Raw genomic sequence first — 20,476 nt, 5'->3', positions numbered from 1 at the left:
GGTGGATGATCAAGACATCCACCTTTTCTTTGCTCTTTTTACGTTTTAAGCTTCTTTATTTTCTTTCTTTCGCTCTTTACTCTCAATAAAAAACATTCCAGCTCCGGTCAAAGCTGTCGCAATCAGCCAGAAAGCAAGAACATTATTGTCCATCGTATCCGGGCTCTTTACTTTTGATGTATCCGGAGTATCTTTTCCCGCATTATTTTCTGCTTTGTTTTGTGAATTATTTTCTAAGTTATTTTTCGAATTCTCACCGGAATTCTTCGATGTATTCTCATCTGCATTCATGTCTGAATTGTGATTCGTGCCAGTTCCGCTGCCAGGTTCTGTACTCTCTCCTGTTCCAGAACCTCCCGAACTTCCGGACTTGTCCGTATCGAGATACGCAACTGCATAGGTTGAAAACTTATCCGTTGTAAATGAAATGGTTTTTGTATCAGCATGAAAATCAGAAGGGATCACTTCCGCCTTTCCATCATGGATACGAATCACCTCATAAGTTCTTGTCTTCGTTGCATCTTTGGATATCAACTCATCCGGCAATGCTGTTACACCTGTAAACTCTGTATGTGGTTCATGGATCAAACGGTTCGATCCGGCAATCTCGTTTCCGTTATTGTCGAGCATTCTCATACCAACTGAAATATCCAGATATAATCCAATTTTCTGGTCTTTCTTCCGTATCGCATCAATCAGCTTCTGATCTGTTTCTCCAACAGAATCTGTTATATTATTGATATTAGAATAGATCTGAACCGATGCCCCATTGGCAATCCAGTTCTTTTCCTCCGTTGTAAACACATGCGCATTCAGATTCTCGATCAGTTTCTTATTGTCAACTGTCAGATCTGCACCCAAAAGATTCTCTCCTACCTGTGTTTTCCCGTATACCGCATTAATCGAACTGCTTTCTGGTAACGCAAGCTTTGCAATCACTTTATTCAGCTGCACCGTATCTACAGCAGTTCCATACTGAATCGTAACCGTTGCGGTAATATTACCATCTGCGTCTATCGTTGCATCAACCTTATTCCATTCTCCTACAGTGATTGTAACGTCTGTAATTCCTGCTTTGGTCAATGAGTCAGATATTTTTCCCTGTGTCCCCTCTCTGGTCAGACTGTTGCTTCCAATTATGTCGTTCAGACTGTCTGTTACTGCTTTCTTTGCATCTGCAACCATTTCTGCATCATTCATTGCATTGTTGGAAGTAAATGCTTTGATACAGTAATTGCCTTCTGGCTCTGCATTATATCTGTTATATGCATAATAAAAACTCTTATTATTCCCCCTACTTACCTTCCTTTCCCAGACCATTTTATCACCATTTGCCATAGAAGTGGCCTGTTCCTGGTCAATTGCTGATTGATCACAGGTCACAACAACAGAAAATGTGGTTCCCGGTGTAAGTCTTACTGAATTCTGAAGTGGAATCGTGTATATTCCTGCATATGTTGTTGTTCCGCTTGTCGTAGCAGTCTCCTGTTTCATTCCGCTTGTAGGATCCTCTGCATCCTGCAGATCGGTATAAATTTCAATCGTGTAACCTACACCTGTCTCATGGGTCATTGATAGCGAAACTGCTTTTAAAAGTTCCGATTCAACGCCATGTTTCTGTTGAACCGTAAAAACATTTGCGACTTTTTCCTTTGAACATTTATATGTCTCAATTCCCCCATCCAGCTGATAGTTATTGTCATATCCATCATTCGCATTAAAGTCAAATACCCACGCTGCATTCATCAGGGATGCATTCTCATAAGACATCCAGAAGTAGCTGCACTGAAATCCCCAGCTGTTTCGGATCAGCCATGCACCATTGTTCTGCGGCTTTGTTTCTCCTATAAAATTCGCCTTTGAATAATTGTCATCCCAGCCAACGATCATAATAGCATGACCGCCTCCTGTTTTTGCAGGATCATAATACGCCGGATAAGTACTGGTATTATAATTCATATTGTCATCATTATGATAATACATCGCCCCAACAGCACCATGCTGCATAATCTGTGTCTTTACCTCATTGGAATTCGCCTTAATATTAATATCATATGCATTCTCCAGATGTGCTTTATTATATCCGTATGCATATTCCTCCGGCAACCCCTTTGTTAATGTATCAGCTGCCTTATCATATGGAACGTTCGATTCGTCTACTGCACCGATCCACTGACTGAGTCTTCTTGAGGCATATTCAAAATTGCCTCCACGATTCAGATAATTTGTATCCGTATTTTCATTATAATATTGAGCCGAATCACCTTCTGTTCCACCTAATGGATCCTGCACAAAATTATACGTAAAATACGCCAGTTGAAGTTCACTGAAATCAACATTCCTGTTTGCAGTTCCATCATTGATCAGATCAAACTCCGCAAGTCCCATAGATGCAAATGCCCAACAGGTTCCATATGGATTCTGATTTCTGTTGTCCGGATACTTCTCCTTCATCGCCTCTATATCAGTCGGAAACGCAGATGGTATTGCAGCTGCTGCTCTTGCCATCGGCATATATACCGGAGTGTTCTGATCGAGATCACTCTCGATATATCCACTGGCGTGTTCCTCCTGATTCACAGGTGCTTCTGTCTCCCCTTCTGCCTGTGCATACTGAACCGGTGACATCAAAAGTGTCACACCAAGTAACAGTGCTAATAATTTTTTTCCTTTCATTTTTCATACCTCATCATCTATATATGGTGAATTTGTACCAGTACTATTGTACCATGCGCAGAAAGGTTTTGTATACACCTAATTAAAAAACAGGTAAACAATCTGTAAAATTGCTTACCTGCTTCCTGTTCATTATGTGAAATTATATATTAATCAATGATCAGATTCTCTGATTTCATAACCTGAATCATCTGATCTACATAACGCTGGCAAAGTTCATCTGTTCCTGCTTCCACCATAACCCGGACAACCGGCTCTGTACCACTTTCACGCAGAAGAATTCGTCCGTTATCGCCAAGTGCTGCTGTAATCTTCTGTACCTCTTCCTGAACCTTTGGATTATTTACCGCTGTTGGCTTATCTGCCACACGCACGTTTTTCAGAAGCTGCGGGAACATCTGCATTCCTCTGCACAGCGTTCCAAGACTCTGTTTCTTCTCAAGGATTACTTCCATCAGCATAATTGCAGTGAGGATTCCATCCCCGGTTGTCGCGTGCTTGCTGAAAATAATATGACCTGACTGTTCTCCACCGAGTACATAACCATTTGCCACCATGGCCTCATTCACATATTTATCTCCGACAGTCGTTACACATACATTGATATCTTCTCGCTTCATTGCCTTGAATAAACCAAGGTTTGACATGATCGTTGCAACAACGGTATTATTCTGAAGCTTTCCACATTCTTTCAGATACTTGCCACATACATAAAGGACATAGTCTCCATGTACTTCCATTCCGTTCTCGTCAACAGCGATACAACGGTCCGCATCACCATCAAAAGCAAATCCGCAGTCCAGATTCTTTTCTCTTACCAGCTTCTGAAGATTCTCAATATGCGTCGATCCGCAGGCCATGTTAATGTTTGTTCCGTCCGGCTCATTACCAACTACGTATGTCTTAGCACCAAGTGCATCAAACACGCTCTTAGCAATGCTGAATGAACTACCATTCGCGCAGTCCAGTCCGATTCTCATACCATCATAAGATCTGGTAGCCAGAGAAATAAGATAGCCTACATAACGGTTTCTTCCAATCGCATAATCCTTGGCTACGCCAACTTTATCCTGAAATGAAAATGGCAGCTCGCCCATCTCACCATCAATGTATTTCTCCATTGCAGCTTCTACATCTGCTGAGATCTTATGTCCATTTCCATCCATTACTTTGATTCCGTTATCATAGAATGGATTATGGCTTGCCGATACCATGATTCCACAGTCAAAATTCTCTGTACGCACAACATAAGCAACACTCGGAGTTGTAGTTACATGAAGCAGATATGCATCTGCACCGGATGCAGTAATTCCTGCAACCAGAGCGTACTCAAACATGTAGCTGCTCCTTCTTGTATCCTTACCAATCACAATGCGGCCTTTATGGTTCTGGTTGTAATACCATCCGAGGTAACGTCCAATCTTGTATGCATGATCAGCTGTTAAGACTTTATTTGCCTCACCACGAAATCCGTCTGTTCCAAAATACTTACCCATGAATCTTATCCTCTTTTCATTTATTGCATAATTTTATTCAGCATCCGCCTTCTATCTACTATTGTGCTGCTACATCCTCATCTGTCAGCGTATCACCGGAGAATACCTTGTTGATCAGTTCTTTTGCATGATCAACCGTATCCTGGTTCGGCTCCATAACATAAAGCTGCTGCCCCGGTGCGGAATACGTATAATTGGAAGAATTCTCGCCGGTTACTGCATAAGACTTTACGTTCCATGAAGAACTATCTGATAACTGCATTTTTACAAGATTACCAAGATCATCCTGACTCAGATCCATCACAAACATGCCTTCCATACTGTCCATGATATCTCCGTAATGCTTCAGAATCGTCGTTCCAGAAGAAGCCTTCTGAATAATCGCACTGATCACAGCCATCTGATGACGACCACGTGCATTATCACCATCTGCAAAATGATGACGTTCTCTTACATAAGAGAGCGCTTCCTTACCGTTCATCGTGTTGATTCCCTCACTGAACGAATATCCGTCATCGGTAGTCACAGCCTGATCCACATCCACATCCACACCGTCGATTGCATCGATCATCGTCTCAAATCCGGTAAAATTAATCTGCATATAATAATCTACCGGCGTATCATATAACATGGAAAGCGTGTCCATCGAACACTGTACCCCATAGATTCCTGCATGTGTCAGCTTATCCTTTGCACCACCGGAAACTGAAGTCTGTACATAATAATCACGTGGTGTATTCAAAAGCAATACCTGCTTTGTCTCCGGATTCACAATCGCAAGCAGGTTTACGTCACTTCGGCTTGTTGCCAGCTTATCACTTCTTGTATCAGATCCACTGATATATACGACAAATGGATCTTTCGTCACTTTTACATCTCGTTTTTCGTCCTCGTCCACTTTAATACGGTATGTGTACACAATTCTGGTATCATCCGAGAAATTCTGATAAGCTTCCTGATCTTCCAGAATGGATGCATAGGCTTCATTCAGAATCATTGCATCGGTCTGTCCACTGTATAAAGCATCTACCATTGTATTCACAGAATCATAATTCTCTGTTGCAACTTCCTTGCCCAATTTGTCATTGATATCATTTAAGGCTGCCTGTGTGTTCTCTGCATCATAAGAATCTGTCATTCCAAAAGTGCTGTCTGTAAGATCATTAATCGACTGTGCCGGTGAATCTTTCATAACATATACACCGATCTCAATATACTGTCCATCTTCGTTTGTGATCGCTCCAAACGCATCATTTACTTTTGCCATCACATAAGTTAACAGACCGCAGATCAGGATCATGATCACTGCAAGGATCATTGCAATCTTACGATGTTTTTTCAACCGTTTCTTCTGTGAAATCTTCTCTCCCGTTTTCTTATCATTCTTCTTTTTCGGTTTCACAAAAAACAGAACCGTAGTTACGGCCTGTAAAATAACAAGAATCGCGATTCCAACAATCAATATCACATTTGGAATCATATTGGATTGGATCATTTCATATACTGCGGCGATTTCAACGACTGCCTGAAGCAGGATCACCAGGCTGCCAAGCAGATACAAAATCTTTTTTGTTGTCTTTGTCATGATGTAAGGTACCTCTTTCTCTTCTGCTGTTATTTCTGTGTTCTCTGCGGATTATCCGGATCTAAAGATGCCATTGTCATCCCAGTATCCGTTCTGTGCTTTGCGGCTCTTGATGCACGGCTGATACCGCTTTCACGCTTCGCACTCTCCTGCATGAACAACTCACTCTTTGTCAGTTCAGGTTTCGGTGCTGTAGCAGTCTGCATCGGCGGACTTGAACTGGAGCTTTCCTCCAGATCTTCCTCCTCGTAATATTTACCGTAATATTTGCCATAGTATCTGCCATAATAGCGTCCCTGTTTCTTATAGTCCACTTTGTTCAACACTACGCCAAGTATTTTACACCCACTATTTGCAAGCTGTTCTTTTACCCCCTGTGCATAGCGGTATTTAATCTCGCCAGATTTCATAACAAGGATTGCACCATCCGATACCCTCGCAAGAATTGCTGCATCTACCACAAGTCCAAGCGGTGGTGCATCAATAATAATATAATCATAGTTATTCCGCATGATCTGGAGTGTTTTATCCAGAAGCGGATTCGACAATAATTCTGCCGGGTTCGGCGGGATGACATTGCCTGCCAGGATCAGATTCAATCCCCGGATATTCGTCGTGAGCAGTACCTCTGCAATCGATGCCTGCCCTGCAAGGAAATGTGCAAGTCCTTTTTTATGAATTCCACCTTCCACATTGGTTGCCATAACTGATTTACGAAGATCCGCATCAATCAGTACAACTTTTTTATGAAGGTCAGCAAGTGCAATCGCAAGATTCATCGATGTTGTGCTTTTTCCCTCTCCACCAATGCAGCTTGTCATTACAATGACTTTCGTATCACTTCCGCTAAACTGGATATTCGTACGCAAAACTTTCATCTCTTCGTTCACTTCATAAGAAAGTTCCCGGTTTTTGATGATTATTTTATTTTCATTGAAATCATATTCCTGACTATTCATTCCAGGTATCATCCTTTCCGATCCAGTGCATAGGACTTATTCTTCTAACCAACTCTCTTCTTTCGTCCATGCCCTCTGCTATGGCCTTTACTGCGGCCTCTGCCTCTGCTGCGCCGTCCGCTGCTTTCTTCCTGATTCAACGGAATTGCTGCAAGTGTTGTTAATCCGAGATATTTTGTAACATCATCACGATCCACAATCGTATCATCCATCAAGGTACGCGTCAGTACAAAAATTGCCGCAAATAGTAATCCCACCATAGCCCCAACTGCAGTATTCTTTACAGTATTCGGGCTGACAGGACTGTCCGGCGTAACAGCACTGTCTGCAACACTAGGTTTATCTGTCATCATAACTTCTGCAATCCGTTTTGCCGTTGCCTCTGACATCGCATTTGCAATATCCTTTGCCAGAACCGGATCCGGATTCCTTACGATAATCTTCAGAATCTGTGTACCACTTGGATTCGTTACGGTTATATTCTTACTCAACTGTTCATATGTCGTATCCAGATTCAGTTCATTAATTACATTCTCAACTACAGTTCTTGTCGTTGCCAGTGTCTCAAAATCTACTGTAAGCTGCTGTCCGACCTGCACATCCAGATAAGAAGAGATACTTGTGCTTTTAGACAGAATATAAATCATTGATGTTGCTTCATACTGTGGTGTTACAAGAAGTTTTGTTCCTCCATATGCTACAGATGCCCCAAGTATCATGCACAAAATCAATGCCCATGCATTCTTTAATAATACATGAAACAACTCTAAAAGATCAATTTCAATTTCATCATCCTTGATCTGTTCCTTCAAGTTTCTTCTCCTTTCTGTCTACCGTGCTTTCTTTATCGTTTTAAGGCTCTACCGCCTGTGTGTCCTCTTGTGTATCCAGCTGCTGCGTGTCTTCAGATGTGTTCTCAGTCTGATTCTCCTGATCCTGTGAATCTTTCACATTTTCATCTTCGTTCTTTGCGTCAGCATCTTTCCTGGAATCTTCTGTTTTTCTACTTCCCGTCTTACAGGATAACACCTGTGAAACTCTGCTCACATTACTGTTTCTATCCAAAGCAACATACGTCACCTTTGCCCTTGTTCCATCCTCAGATACTCTGACACTGTCCACAAACAACGTATTGGAAACATCTCCGTCCTTTTTATCCATAGCTGTAACATTGGATAAAAGGTCTTTGTCATCCGGATTTCCATAATAAGTCGGGACATTAGCAGTAAACTCAATCACTGGTCCTTCATTATCTCTGGCAACTCTTAAAAAGACACATCCGGCTACAGCGGCTGCTGTAAGCAATGCAATCAAAATTCCCAATCTTTTACCCATAATGCTTTCTCCTCTGTTATAACTCCTTATTACTTACCATCCGCTGTGGATTATTCTGAAGGATTCTCTCCATATATTCCCGGCCGTGTATCTTCTTCAGATACTCCGCACATTTGAGCATCCGCGGTCTGCGGTCTGTAATATTATGTGCATCAGAACCAACAAAGTCAATCAGGTCCTGCTTTACAAGTTTATGTACAAACCGCTTTGCCTGAAAACCACATTCACCGGAAAACGTGCCGGCATTGACCTGGATATAAGCCCCCATGTCGACCAGTTCTTCCACACGCTCTGTATGACCAAGCAGTGCTCCGCACCGTTCCACATGTGCAGCAATCGGCCGGTATTGTGCAGCAATTAATGTCCTCAGGCAATTATATATCAGATCATATGTATCATTCATTGAAAATTCAATCAATACATAAGAAGTGTCTGCCATTGTATGTACGCGCCCTTCCTGCAGCCATAAAAGCAGATCCGGATGATAATGTACTTCATTTCCAAGATAAATCTTCATTTCAGGTCTGACCTGCCCTGCAATCTCCCGTACTCTGACATAACCACGGTCAATATCTTCTCTGGATGTGGTAAAATACGGTTTTCGATAATGCGGGGTCAATATGATCTGTCGTATTCCTTCTTCATATGCTATCTGAAGCATCTGGCTGGTCATCTCATCCGATGCCGCCCCATCATCAACTTTCGGCATATAATGACTATGTACATCAAAAAAATCCGGCATAAACGCTCCTTATCTGTCATCTGTAACTTGCCCTGCTTTTCCTGCAAGGCATTCTAAATAATTGTACAATGATTCATATAAAAAAGCAACCGCGCCTTACTGGTTTTCCAGCACCCCAATGACCAGATAACGATGCTCCGTCTCATTTCCGATACAGGTACTTAATGTAAGAAGTCTGCTCTGTGTCGTTACCTCCACATCCTTATCAATGATGCTTCTGCTGTCCGAATTACTATATACCGAATCCAAAAACTGCTGTTTTCCCTCGTCGGTATTCAGGTCATATTTGTACGGAATCAGATCATTGCTGTATACTACCGCAGCAAAAATCTTATAGGTCAGTTTCTGATCTGGTGTATAGATTATCATCTCCGGATGATCGGTCCAGTAAGATGCATCCCTGTAATTCTTAAGTCCACCAAAAATGGAGCCGTCTTTCATATCATGGCCATAAAGAATCGTATTAAAATCCTGAAAATCTTTTCCGTTATAGGAAGCCTGCGAATAAATCGAACCCGGAAGTCCACTGTTTCCCTCAACAGTAACATTCAGGTAATAGTCATCGTCTCCTTCCTTGCGCAAAACAGGATATGCAACCTGTGTCCCAGGAATCTCGATCCATGCATAAATATCCGGATTCACATCCCAGAGTGCATTAAAATCAATCGTGCTCTGTTCTTCGGTCTCTGTTGTCACATCTGATATCTTCTGTTCTGTCTGCGTTTTCTGTACTTCCGATGCCAGATTGTCATAAACCTTTTCATTCTGTTTCTGTGTCAGATAATGTCTTCCGATAAAAATAAGACATATCAATATAATTACAACCAAAATTCCACTTACTATCAGACTTGTTTTCTTTTTCATAACTCCAAACTCCTATTCCACTTTCTCGTAACAAAGTTCTATTATCATACGTGTCAGCGCATCATCATCCACATAATACTCTTCCGGAGTGTCATCCCCGGTCGAAACTCTTTCTCCCGGAATCGTCAGCGTTTCATCATTCAATGAACAGTTCATCAAGCTCTTTATCTCATCCACATCCATATCAGTAGTCAGATAATCCGATGTTTCATTTAAAAATGTCTGGACATCGGCAGCACCCATTTTCAACTGCGGAACCATCGCTTTTATGAACTGACTCTGTCTGTCCATTCGGTCCTCATTGCTGGCAAATGCCGTGGTATCTCTGGTTCTGACAAATTTCTTTGCCAGTTCCCCCTGGAGATTTACCATTGCCCCCTCAGAGAATGCCGGATCAATATACGTATAATCTTTCTGCATCGTAAGTGTTACGCCTCCAATCAGATTGGTAATATCAGCCACACCTTCTAACTGCATCGACAGATACGCATCGATTGGAATGTTATCCATCAGTTTTGAAACCGCTTTTTTTGTGAGCCAGCAGCTCTTCTTCTCACTGTCACCATATGCATATTGTAATGTAATCTGTTCATTCTGTGTCGAGAAATATTCTCCGTTCATTGTATAGATCTCAACATCCACCATGGTTTCCCTTGGAATTGCAAGCATCTGTGCTGTGTTGTCATCGGTATTTACCAGAAACAATATCATGCAATCCGATCTTCCCTCTGTTCCAACATGATCCGGATCCACTTCGTCCTGGTTCTTGTCGATACCCAGAAAAAGTATTGTTTTTAAATTTTTGCGATAGGTATACCGTTCTCCCTGATATGTAATTGAAGAATAGTCGGTTGCGCCCTGCCCATCCTCTGACACAACCGTCTGTGTCTCCGGTTCTTTGCGTACTACCGCCACGTTCTGTTTGTCTTTTTGATCAAGCACAAACACAACTGCAGCAAGTGCGATCGCAGCAACCGCCAAAATTCCTATTCCTATAATTCGTCCACTGTTCTTTTTCATATACTCTTTTGTCCGTCCCATTACTGAAAAAAAGGGGGAATCTCTCCCCCTTTTCATTCTCTCTATATTTTCAGATTACGCTCTGCGTCTTCTTGAAACTAATACAACACCTGCTGCTGCAATCACACAGATAACCATCACTACAGGAATCATTGCATTCTCTCCTGTTGCCGGAGAAATACCTGCTGCTGTTCCGGATGCGCTGCCGGAATTATTTACTGAAGAATTATTATTGGTATTGGTTGTACTGTTGTTCGTCGTACTGTTGTTATTCGTTGTATTATTATTGGTTGTGTTGTTATTAGTCGTGTTATTATTTGTAGTGTTATTCACAGTATCTCCACTATTGTCAGGTGTAGATCCTTCTACAAATAAGAATGGAGAACAGCTTGTCAGTCCATAAATGGTAACTGTACCATCGCCAGTACTTGAACTCTCTACCTTCCATGCACCATTCACATAATGTAATACAACAATGCTTGTTGATGCCTTCACTCCTGCGACCTGAACAGTTACGGTAACCGGATGCTCTGCAGATGCACCGTCTACAGTAATATCTGCTGCTCCTAATACCTTAGCTCCCTCTTTTACCAGTCCATCCTTTACCAGCTGATCTGCTGTAGGAATTGATACTCCAGATCCTACTGATTTCACGGTAACTGATGCTGCCTTGCCGTCAATTGTTGCTGTTGCGCCACTGTTGTTCACTATATCAGAATTCTCCGGGCTTGGTGCCGCAAATGCAGTACATGTCATGGAAAGAGCAGTTACTGCGGCCAGCACGAAAGTAACAAATTTCTTCATAAAAATGTCTCCTCCTTTAAATTACTATACGCACATAATATGTATTTATCATTCATAGAATAGCACTAAAGGGTGATATTGTCAATAAAAGCCTTCTGAGAACAAACACTCAGAAGGCTCTTATTATTTGCGAATTTTATGCTCTTTTTCTTCTCATAAATTCTGCTACGCTTACCAATGCAATTGCAACGATCAGAAGTGAAATTCCAGCCATGATTCCGGTATTATCTCCGGTATTCGGAGCTTTCACAGTCGGTGTTGTCTGCGCCTGAGGTGCCGGTGCAGGTGTTGCCGGTGTAGGTGCAGGTGAAAGATTTAATACCTTTGAAGATAGAACATAGTCACAGCAATGTTCAATCTTATAAGTTACCCATCCACCTTCTACTTTTGCCTCGCCAGCTTCTTCCAGTTTGCCAGTTGATGGATTGTAATAATACAGATAAGATGTTCCATCCGGAAGAGATGTACGTTCTTTTACTGTAGCTGTTCCAGGAAGTAATCCATCATGTGCAAAGTGAATTGTCTCAGTTGTTCCATCTGTTCCAGTTGCAGAAACTGCTGCAGTTACAGCATCCACTTTCGCTCCAGTCTCAATCTTGAATGAATTGATTACTGTTGAAGCATCTTTCAGTTCTGAACCGCTGAAACTCCAGCTGTAAAGTTCCTCACCATACGCATCCTGGAATGAGAATGTCACATCCTTAGATGGTAAAGTTGAAAGTGTTGTAAAGATATCTTTTAAGATTCCTGCATCCACTGTTGTAGCAGATTCATCCAGCTTCAGAGCTACCTTTGTATCTGTAGAACCTGTAAGAATTCCAGCAACCAGTTCCGGTTTGCATGTAATTGTTGTGGTTCCATCACTCAGGCTGTCTGCAACTGTTAAAGTAAAGAATGCAGTATATCCGCCATCTGTTGTTTTTGCAATCAGCTTTGTTGTTCCTTCGTTAACCGGATTAACCACACAGAACTCTGATGTTGTCAGATCTTTATTAATTGTTGCAACACTTTCATCCTCTACGCTCCAGATGATATCTTTCACTGTTGCGTCAGAAGGATTTACTGTGATCGGGAACTTATATGCTCCACCAGTTACAACTGGTACTTCTTCTGCTTCACCTAAAGAAATTGATGTTACTGGTACATAAGAAGCATCTACTTCTGTAGAAGCAGTAGCAGCAATGATCGATTTTGCATATGTGCTTAATTCTTTCTCAAAATCTTCACTCATGTCGATGATTGTACCGCCGGTCTTGCTTGTAAGATCAGCATAAACATCAGAAAGAGTAAGAGAGCCATAACCATCTCCCATGATATATCCTTCTGTTACATCATCCCATGTATCTGCATAACGATCTTTGTGTGTTACAACGGTTGTCTGGATGCCTTTCGCGCTCAGCTGTGCGATTGCGTCATTCATGTCCTTGTAACCCCATCTGTTTGCATTGTTATAAGCAGCATCTGTCAGAACAAATGCAAATTTAGCAGCATATCTGTTGAATGTCATAACACTGTCATTTGTTACATAACCAAGTGCATCTACAAGACTTTCCGGTGAATCGCCTCCACCATATGCCTCTAATTTTTCAATTTCAGCAACCATCTGTCCGGCATCATCATACCATACAGAATAATCCGGTGTCTTATGAACAACTGTGCTGTCGTCACCATCGCACTGGATATCTTTGTACTCAATCAGCGCAATTCTTGGAATCGCTCCACTTGCAGCAATCTCTTTTACGAATGCTGAAAGGTTTTCCTTTACGGTTTCAATGTCACCTGCCATTGAACCGGTTGTGTCAACGACCAGAGCAATATTTACATATTTTCCAGTACAGTCGACAGAAGCTTCTGTTCCAGTTGTCTCTTCAGCCATAACCGGAACTGCAGCCAGATTACCTGCCAGCAGGCATACCGCTGCAAGAAAAACTAATAATTTTCTCTTGAGTTTCATTTCATAACCTCCATTTTCCTTTTTTGTCACTAAAAGTATAGTTCTTTCGACACATGCTGTCAATGATTTTCGACTACAAATGAGGTTATTTTTCATTTTAGTTTTCCAGCTTCTTCAATATCTCGCCTTTTTTCGTGCCAGCAAGCAGTTCTTCATTATACTTGAAATACCGTTCGCACGGGTTTGCTGCAAGGAATACTGCGGCTTCTTTTCTCATCGTAAGCCCGGTCACAAACACCAGCATCTCCTGTCCTGCCGAGAATGCTGCTTCCATGAAATCAAATGCATGCTCCGTCTGTACTGACAACGCTTTTTTGCCTTCTGCTAATGTCTTTGTCTGCACGGAAAATCCACTTCTCGCGTGTTCAAAATAGTCTGACGCCTCCGGTGCATTCTCTTTTAAGAAGGCGATCAGCCGCTGACCTGCTTTCTTCTCATCCGGTGTAAGATATCCACTTTCTGCCCGCATCTGTTCGTCTTTTTCCACTTCTGAAAGAAGTTCTTCGTATATCCCTTTTCCATCTGTGGATAACTCTGTACTGCGATCCAGTCTGCTCTTGTAATCCTTTAAAAATGCATACCACTGATCCGTAACATGCTTCTCCCAATATATTGCAGAATAGCCATTTTCCAATCCATCTAAAAGAAGGTTCACCACACTCAGCCGCTCATCAAAATCTGCATGAAGCAGACGCGCATAAATCTCGGAAGGCACATCTCCGGAAAGAATACGGTCAATCCGATAATCGTCCTCGTATTTGCGATACAGCTCAAGATACGCACTGAAATCTTCAGTCACTTCCTCATTCCGGATGAATTCACGAACTACCTCCTCTGTTACCGGAAGTTGCAGTGCTTCATAGGTCTGCATCAGAGTGCTTAAGTCTTCCCAGCCTCTGGCTGTGACAAACTGCAATCCATCTACAGTATTTTCAATCCGATAGAAATTCTTCGGTCTCAGTTCCAGATAGCTTAAGATCGCACCATGGATATGCTGTGCGGCAGCATAAGATTTCCATACATCAAGATCAGCTTCAACATTCAGATAACGTACACGGTCCAGTGTTACCACATCAAATTCACGGACTGATTTGTTATATTCCGGGGGATTGCCCGCAGCTACAATAATCCATCCTTCCGGAATCGCCTGATTACCAAACGTCTTACACTGCAAAAACTGAAGCATTGCAGGTGTCAGCGTCTCTGATACGCAGTTGATCTCATCAATAAAAAGAATTCCTTCTTTCTGTCCATAATCCCGGATTCTTGCATAAACACTTGCAATGATCTCACTCATCGTATATTCCGTTACTGCATATGTTTTTCCGTCAAATTCTTCATGTTCAATCATCGGCAGTCCCACAGCGCTCTGTCTGGTATGATGCGTGATCGTGTATGACACCAGTCCAATCCTGCATTCCCTTGCGATCTGCTCCATGATCTGTGTTTTTCCAATTCCCGGAGGTCCCATCAGAAGGACTGGTCTCTGGCGGATGGATGGAATGCGGTATGCACCGCTTTCATCCTTCAATAGATATGCCTGCACGGTATGTCTGATTTCTTCTTTTGCCTGTCTGATATTCATATACTCTCTCTCTTTTCTATGTCCTATTTAGGCAATTGCAAAACTAGGGAATCTACATTAAGCAAATGCCTAATATGTATAAATGTATATACTGCTTGAAAGAACATTTTGAGATTTCAAACAGTATTTGTTCAAGCTTTCTAACGGTTAGGAAAATATTTACTGTTTAAAAGAACGTTTTAGGGATTTTAAGCAGTATTTATTTAAACCTTCTAACAATTTGAATGAATATTTACTGTTTAAAAAATCGTTTTGATGATTTCAAGCAGTATTTCTTTAAGCTTTCCATTCATTTTAAAATATATATACTGTTTCAATCGCCAAACTGGAGATCTAAGCAGTAAAATCGATAAATCCCAGCTATGCACAACTAGCGCATATAAGTTTTTCGCAATTGCCTATATGTGGCTCTGTTTAGCTGTGTGGCTCTGCTTAGCTGCATGGACTCCGGTTTTCTTTTGCATAGCGCAGTTCTTCTTTCTCGATTGCCAGCTGCATTGCCCACGCCGGAACCTTTTCTTTATCATAATCTCCTAGGAAAAGAAATGCCGTCTTATATGGTGGCTGCTTCTTCGGGTAGATTCCATTTCCATCCGTAAAATATAAGAGTCCTCCCGGATCTTTCAATTTCCCTGTGGATACCAGTTCATTAACATATGTAAATGCCGGGCGAAAGTCTGTATTTCCACCTCCACAAAGTGAAAACTGCTGAAGTAACGCTTCCATCTGTGTCTCTGACGTAACCTCCACATCCTGTCTCACCGCATCGTCACACTGAATAATGTGCACCCGATTATTGCGGAAAAACGCCTCTTTTTCTTTCAGAATCGTAAATGTCTCCTGCAAAAAACCTTCCACCAGTTCTCCACTGGTAGAATAACTGGTATCAATCACAATCACAAGTTCCCGGATTCTTTGTTCTTCTTTTGTCTCTAATGGTTCCACAAGTGGGATATTCCCATAATGCTCCAATCCATATGTATAATAAGTCAGGTCAAATTCTTCCATATTCAGATGAAGTTCTTCCTGCCTTCTTGTGAATTTCTTCAGGAAATCTCCATAACTTTTCCGGCCTTTATTGACAGCTGCATTTCGGAGCAGAACCTTTGTTGCTTCGTCCGGGTCATTTCCTTTCTGTTCTTTCTTCATCTGCATCTGTCTTGCAATCTTCTGCCACTTCTTCTGATTCTGGTTCTCCTGCTGCATCTGCGGCCTTTGTTTTACATCCTTCTCCTCAGGCCAGTATCTGTGGTCATCCACATGGAATTCCAGAATCAGTTCCTCTATCGAAAACTTTTTTGTCTCAAGAAGATATTCATAAATTTCCGCGGCTGACACCAGCTTTTCTTTTTCCATAACCTGATACAATCTCTGTCTCTGCCATCCAAGTATCCTTTTTGTACAAGGCTTATTCAGGTTGTCGATCACCGATTCCACTGCAATATCGCACGACAGATTCCACAATCTGCGCTCCCTTGTTCCTGCAATCCAAAGATGCGCATAGATGCAATGTAACACGGTATGAAGATATGCTCTTTCCAGAAACTGTGTATTTTCTTTAAATACTTCAATCAAATGTGCAGGTCCAAAATTCAGCCATATGCCATCTGTTGCAAAAGTAAGCAGATTGCTGTTTCCTTTCGGAGCCAGTGCTGACAATGCAAGCTCCATAAATGGAAGATCCATATAAATTTCGCCTTTGAGATAATCCAGGATCTCAAAGCCCATCTGTTCTTCCCATTCTTCCTGGGTCTGTGCCTTTTCCATGCTCCTGCGCTCCTTTCTGTTATTTTTAAAATATTCTTTCTTATTTAACCTATACACTCTGTATTTTCCATGTGCCACGTATCTCCTAACGTAAGCCATGTCCACATTCGATAGAATTCTCCGTAATTGCAGTATTTTTTGTTCTACGCCCACACATTTTCTGATTTTATCGGTGTAATCAATGATTTCTTTGGCTGTACGGAGAATTCACCTGAAAATAGCTGTTTTAGAGCTGTTATTTTTCCGTAATCAAACATTTTTCCTATGCTACGGAGAATCCATCATTTTTCGTAAAAAACAAAGTTCATTTTCTGCTACAGCTGATTAGATAGAACCCCCATGTTAAAAGTTATACTCATCCTCCACGTCCGCCGGAGCGTCCTGTATGCCATCCGGTCGCAGTTCATCTGGGTGTGCTATAACACTCCGCCGCTGCGCTGCACCTCTCAGCAATGCCGCGCTTCCGCGGATCCAACCACTTGCAGCTGCTTCCTGCACTGCATATTCCCTTGCCTGATTGGAGATCAGTCCCTGTTTTCCTGCTGCTTCCATGGTCTCTTCATCCTGATTTTGCACAAGCATCCTCATCCATTCCTGTTCATGCGCTCTCAGATATACCTCATACTGTAACCGGTGCGCTTCTTTTATGTCTGCCGGATAACAGAGCCTGTCGGACGCCATCCTGATCAATGTCTGTGCCGATTCCGTGCGAACCGCATTTTCAAACACCTGGTCATATCCGGCAAGATCCACAACACCACTCTGAAACTGATTCCTTGCACGGAACCCTTCTCCCTCTACCTGCAAATGGAAAATGTGAGCCGGTCCGATTTCTTCATAACTTTCGGAAAACTCTGGATAAACGAGTCTTACATCTCCCTTCTGAAACACAACTTCGATCTCCGAAGTAATCTGTCCCAGAAGAAATGACAAACCAGTTGGTCTGTCAACCGATTCCCGCAGCTTTAACCTGCCAAGCTTCCGGCAATTCATAAGCGCATCTCCATTCACTTCACGAAGTGCTGCTCCTGCTGTGATTTCTTCTAATTCCCTGCAATTGTAAAAAACATAAGATTCCAGACAGCGCACACTGTCTGGCAGAATGATCCGGCATAAAAAATCTCCCGCAATCGTCCGGTATGAATCTTTCAGGGCATGTTCTCTCAAATAGTTCGCACACTCCTGTTCCAATTCTTCCGACAGTTTTGATGCCGGAGCAAAGCAATATGCTCCGATCACCGTCACTGTCTGTTCACCGATCTTTTGCGGGATCGTTAATACTGAGTACTGTCCCCATACACGAAGAAGACGTATCTCATCATTATTTATTTGTTCATATACATATATATTGTTATCCTGTGCACTAATCATGCTCTCAGACTAGCACATTCGCAATCATTGCGCAACTTCTTCTTAAGACTGTATCTTCAGCCCTGCATTAAGGCTACATCTTCCCCCCCCACATTAAAGCTGTATCTTCAACTCTACTCTACATTATGGCTGCATCTTCACCCTTAAGATCCTGCGCACGGATTCATCGATCCGGTCTGTGCTGATTGTTCCATTCTCCACAGCATTTAAAACGCCCTGGTATGCGCTGGCAAAATCTTTTGGCATAAGCACAATATCTGCACCGGCATTGACAGCCCGAACTGCTGCATCAGCGCTTCCGTAATTGTCAGAGATTGCCCCCATATTCATAGCATCCGTAATCACAATTCCATCATATCCCATCTGTTCCCTGAGAACAGTCTGGATCATATAAGGAGATAACGATGCCGGCAGATTGTCTCCCGTCACCTGTGGTGCCGCAATATGGGAAACCATAATAAAATGCACTCCATTCTGAATTCCATTGGAAAAAGGAACAAGTTCACTCTGCATTAATTCATCCAGCGTCTTATCTGTGTATGCATAACCGGCGTGTGTGTCCCCTGATGTAGCTCCATGACCCGGAAAGTGTTTCAGACATGCATATACCTGATTGTCTTCCAGTCCTTTTACAACCGACTGCGTCATCTCGGATACCACATATGGATCGGTTCCAAAAGAACGTGTTCCAATCACCTGATTATCCGGATTCGTAAGTACATCCGCATCCGGTGCAAAATCCAGATTAAATCCATACTGGTTCAGATAAGCGCCAATTGTATTTCCGACTTCATACGCTTTTGTAGTATCACCAGAGTCTCCAATCGACCTCATATCCGAAAATGTTTCCACCGAAAAATTGGAATTCTTTGCAATACGGGCGACTTTTCCACCCTCTTCATCTACCGAAATAAACATCGGCAGTCCAGTAATCTCTTCCGAATAATTCTGCAGATTCCCATTCATTGTTCCAAGCTGATCCGGGTCAATCACATTCTGTGCAAAAAGAATCATTCCTCCAACCGGATACTTCTGAAGCGACTGATACGTCACATCACCGGCAGCTGTTACCGTTCCATATCCAGTCAGTGCCTCCGGCGTGATCATAAACATCTGAAGTACTCTTTCCTCCAGTGTCATCTGTGCCATCTTCGCATCGATCCGTTCTTCCAGCAATTGTTCCGGCGACTTTTCTTCTATCAGCTGCATTTCTGTCTCTTCTACCGTGCTCTCTTCAATTACAAGATCACTTTCATATTCCGAATCCGTCATCTGTGTAACAACAGAATCAGCTTCTGACACTTTCTTTTGTTTTTTTCCATGGGCTGCTATGAGGAATACCATAGCCAACACAGCAATAAATACAATAAGAATTGCTATAAAAATATAGCAATTCTTATTGAAATGACGTTTTGATCTATTCTTCAATTTCGACAATGTATCCAACCTTTCCTGAATATGATGGAATCAATGCCAGTAAATCATCCGGCACATCATTCCATACCCATCTCGAATTGGAACTGGAGTAGAACATATCTACATAATACTCGTCTTTGGAGTTGTCCGTGTCATAGAAAGACGGCTCTCCCTGAAGCCAGTTCGAGTTGGAATTCTCCATCTTTCCTTCGGATTTTCCATTTTCATCTACCCATTGATAATCGGTAGAATCACCTCGTCTGGTCATACCGATCCAAAAGATCATATCATTATGACCTTCTGCATTGATCTGCTGAATTACCTTGTCCATTTCTTCCTGTGTTTCGAATGTAGCAAGATGTCCGTTTGGAACCTCTTTTGCCTGCTGATATGCCTGCGTCCATGTAACATCCGCTACAACAATCTGATAAGTATGTTCTTTGTTAGTCTCTTTTACCTCGGATTCTTCTGTTCCATCGACTGTTGCATGTGCACCTTTCTTTGAAACAGCTTCTGTAGCCTCTTCCGTCTCAGAATCTTTTTTACTCTTTTTGCCAGATTCCCTGGATAAAGACTCAGTGTCCTTGTCTTTATCATTGTCATCGCTTACTACAGTATCATCGTTTCCTCTAATCTGGGTAATATAATATCCAACCAGTCCGCCACATACAAACAGAAGAATCACCAGAATGATCACAAGGATTACAAAAACCGGTTTCTTATTCTTTTTCGGTGGTTCCTGCTCAGGTGTCACCGACTGTTTTGGCGCAGGCTGTGCTTTCTTTGGTTTCGCCGGCTGCTCTGGTGCAGGCTGCTGTACCTGTGGAACCGGAGTTCCACATTTGGTACAGAATTTTGCTCCAGGCTTAATTTCCTGTCCGCATTTATTGCAAAACATACAT

General features: G+C 42.2%; 16 protein-coding genes. All 16 read right to left on the bottom strand.

Translation table 11 applies throughout. From position 1 onward, the window contains the following. Positions 1-45 precede the first annotated feature (45 nt). The gene (locus FYJ75_RS08580) at positions 46-2,676 is read right to left on the bottom strand and encodes a C1 family peptidase (protein WP_154430043.1); all 2,631 of its coding nucleotides are present in this window, start codon (positions 2,674-2,676) and stop codon (positions 46-48) included. Between the two features lie 149 nt (positions 2,677-2,825). Beyond that, the gene (glmM, locus tag FYJ75_RS08575; protein WP_154430042.1) at positions 2,826-4,172 is read right to left on the bottom strand and encodes a phosphoglucosamine mutase; all 1,347 of its coding nucleotides are present in this window, start codon (positions 4,170-4,172) and stop codon (positions 2,826-2,828) included. A gap of 58 nt (positions 4,173-4,230) precedes the next feature. Further along, positions 4,231-5,757, bottom strand: a complete 1,527-nt coding sequence (locus FYJ75_RS08570; protein WP_154430041.1) for an LCP family protein — start codon at positions 5,755-5,757, stop codon at positions 4,231-4,233. 29 nt (positions 5,758-5,786) lie between these two features. Beyond that, complete coding sequence (locus tag FYJ75_RS08565; RefSeq protein WP_195838978.1) at positions 5,787-6,716, bottom strand: polysaccharide biosynthesis tyrosine autokinase; 930 nt, start codon at positions 6,714-6,716, stop codon at positions 5,787-5,789. Positions 6,717-6,760: 44 nt separating this feature from the next. Then, entirely contained in the window at positions 6,761-7,528 is a 768-nt protein-coding gene (locus tag FYJ75_RS08560; protein WP_154430039.1) for a YveK family protein, read from the bottom strand. A gap of 40 nt (positions 7,529-7,568) precedes the next feature. After that, positions 7,569-8,051, bottom strand: coding sequence for a hypothetical protein (locus tag FYJ75_RS08555; RefSeq protein WP_154430038.1), 483 nt, complete (start codon positions 8,049-8,051; stop codon positions 7,569-7,571). A 16-nt stretch (positions 8,052-8,067) separates the two neighbouring features. After that, a complete protein-coding gene (locus FYJ75_RS08550) occupies positions 8,068-8,793 on the bottom strand; it encodes a CpsB/CapC family capsule biosynthesis tyrosine phosphatase (protein WP_154430037.1) in 726 nt (241 codons plus the stop codon). A gap of 96 nt (positions 8,794-8,889) precedes the next feature. Continuing rightward, entirely contained in the window at positions 8,890-9,657 is a 768-nt protein-coding gene (gene srtB, locus FYJ75_RS08545; protein ID WP_154430036.1) for a class B sortase, read from the bottom strand. A gap of 12 nt (positions 9,658-9,669) precedes the next feature. Next, positions 9,670-10,677 (bottom strand): LCP family protein, encoded by a 1,008-nt coding sequence (locus FYJ75_RS08540; RefSeq protein WP_195838977.1) that lies wholly within the window; start codon positions 10,675-10,677, stop codon positions 9,670-9,672. Positions 10,678-10,752: 75 nt separating this feature from the next. Next, a complete protein-coding gene (locus tag FYJ75_RS08535; RefSeq protein WP_154430034.1) occupies positions 10,753-11,481 on the bottom strand; it encodes a hypothetical protein in 729 nt (242 codons plus the stop codon). Between the two features lie 136 nt (positions 11,482-11,617). Continuing rightward, on the bottom strand, positions 11,618-13,435 hold the full coding sequence (locus tag FYJ75_RS08530) for a VWA domain-containing protein (RefSeq protein ID WP_195838976.1): 1,818 nt from the start codon (positions 13,433-13,435) through the stop codon (positions 11,618-11,620). 97 nt (positions 13,436-13,532) lie between these two features. Next, entirely contained in the window at positions 13,533-15,020 is a 1,488-nt protein-coding gene (locus FYJ75_RS08525; protein WP_154430032.1) for an ATP-binding protein, read from the bottom strand. 432 nt (positions 15,021-15,452) lie between these two features. After that, the gene (locus FYJ75_RS08520; protein ID WP_154430031.1) at positions 15,453-16,787 is read right to left on the bottom strand and encodes a vWA domain-containing protein; all 1,335 of its coding nucleotides are present in this window, start codon (positions 16,785-16,787) and stop codon (positions 15,453-15,455) included. 342 nt (positions 16,788-17,129) lie between these two features. After that, entirely contained in the window at positions 17,130-18,158 is a 1,029-nt protein-coding gene (locus tag FYJ75_RS08515) for a leucine-rich repeat protein (RefSeq protein ID WP_154430030.1), read from the bottom strand. Positions 18,159-18,281: 123 nt separating this feature from the next. After that, a complete protein-coding gene (locus FYJ75_RS08510; protein ID WP_154430029.1) occupies positions 18,282-19,586 on the bottom strand; it encodes a glycoside hydrolase family 3 protein in 1,305 nt (434 codons plus the stop codon). Next, complete coding sequence (locus FYJ75_RS08505) at positions 19,576-20,472, bottom strand: zinc-ribbon domain-containing protein (protein ID WP_154430028.1); 897 nt, start codon at positions 20,470-20,472, stop codon at positions 19,576-19,578. The genes FYJ75_RS08510 and FYJ75_RS08505 overlap by 11 nt, the downstream gene beginning before the upstream one ends. Positions 20,473-20,476: the final 4 nt, after the last annotated feature.

The sequence above is a fragment of the Roseburia porci genome (genome assembly GCF_009695765.1).
GTDB classification, from domain to species: Bacteria; Bacillota; Clostridia; order Lachnospirales; family Lachnospiraceae; genus Roseburia; species Roseburia porci.
Note: the sequence above shows the minus strand (reverse complement) of the source record. Positions and strands in the feature narration are given on the sequence as shown.

Excerpts from the sequence above, each read along its gene's own strand:
- FYJ75_RS08580 (WP_154430043.1), bottom strand. The coding sequence starts at position 2,676 with ATGAAAGGAAAAAAATTATTAGCACTGTTACTTGGTGTGACACTTTTG.
- glmM (WP_154430042.1), bottom strand. The coding sequence starts at position 4,172 with ATGGGTAAGTATTTTGGAACAGACGGATTTCGTGGTGAGGCAAATAAA.
- FYJ75_RS08570 (WP_154430041.1), bottom strand. The coding sequence starts at position 5,757 with ATGACAAAGACAACAAAAAAGATTTTGTATCTGCTTGGCAGCCTGGTG.
- FYJ75_RS08565 (WP_195838978.1), bottom strand. The coding sequence starts at position 6,716 with ATGAATAGTCAGGAATATGATTTCAATGAAAATAAAATAATCATCAAA.
- FYJ75_RS08555 (WP_154430038.1), bottom strand. The coding sequence starts at position 8,051 with ATGGGTAAAAGATTGGGAATTTTGATTGCATTGCTTACAGCAGCCGCT.
- FYJ75_RS08550 (WP_154430037.1), bottom strand. The coding sequence starts at position 8,793 with ATGCCGGATTTTTTTGATGTACATAGTCATTATATGCCGAAAGTTGAT.
- srtB (WP_154430036.1), bottom strand. The coding sequence starts at position 9,657 with ATGAAAAAGAAAACAAGTCTGATAGTAAGTGGAATTTTGGTTGTAATT.
- FYJ75_RS08540 (WP_195838977.1), bottom strand. The coding sequence starts at position 10,677 with ATGAAAAAGAACAGTGGACGAATTATAGGAATAGGAATTTTGGCGGTT.
- FYJ75_RS08535 (WP_154430034.1), bottom strand. The coding sequence starts at position 11,481 with ATGAAGAAATTTGTTACTTTCGTGCTGGCCGCAGTAACTGCTCTTTCC.
- FYJ75_RS08530 (WP_195838976.1), bottom strand. The coding sequence starts at position 13,435 with ATGAAACTCAAGAGAAAATTATTAGTTTTTCTTGCAGCGGTATGCCTG.
- FYJ75_RS08525 (WP_154430032.1), bottom strand. The coding sequence starts at position 15,020 with ATGAATATCAGACAGGCAAAAGAAGAAATCAGACATACCGTGCAGGCA.
- FYJ75_RS08520 (WP_154430031.1), bottom strand. The coding sequence starts at position 16,787 with ATGGAAAAGGCACAGACCCAGGAAGAATGGGAAGAACAGATGGGCTTT.
- FYJ75_RS08515 (WP_154430030.1), bottom strand. The coding sequence starts at position 18,158 with ATGATTAGTGCACAGGATAACAATATATATGTATATGAACAAATAAAT.
- FYJ75_RS08505 (WP_154430028.1), bottom strand. The coding sequence starts at position 20,472 with ATGTTTTGCAATAAATGCGGACAGGAAATTAAGCCTGGAGCAAAATTC.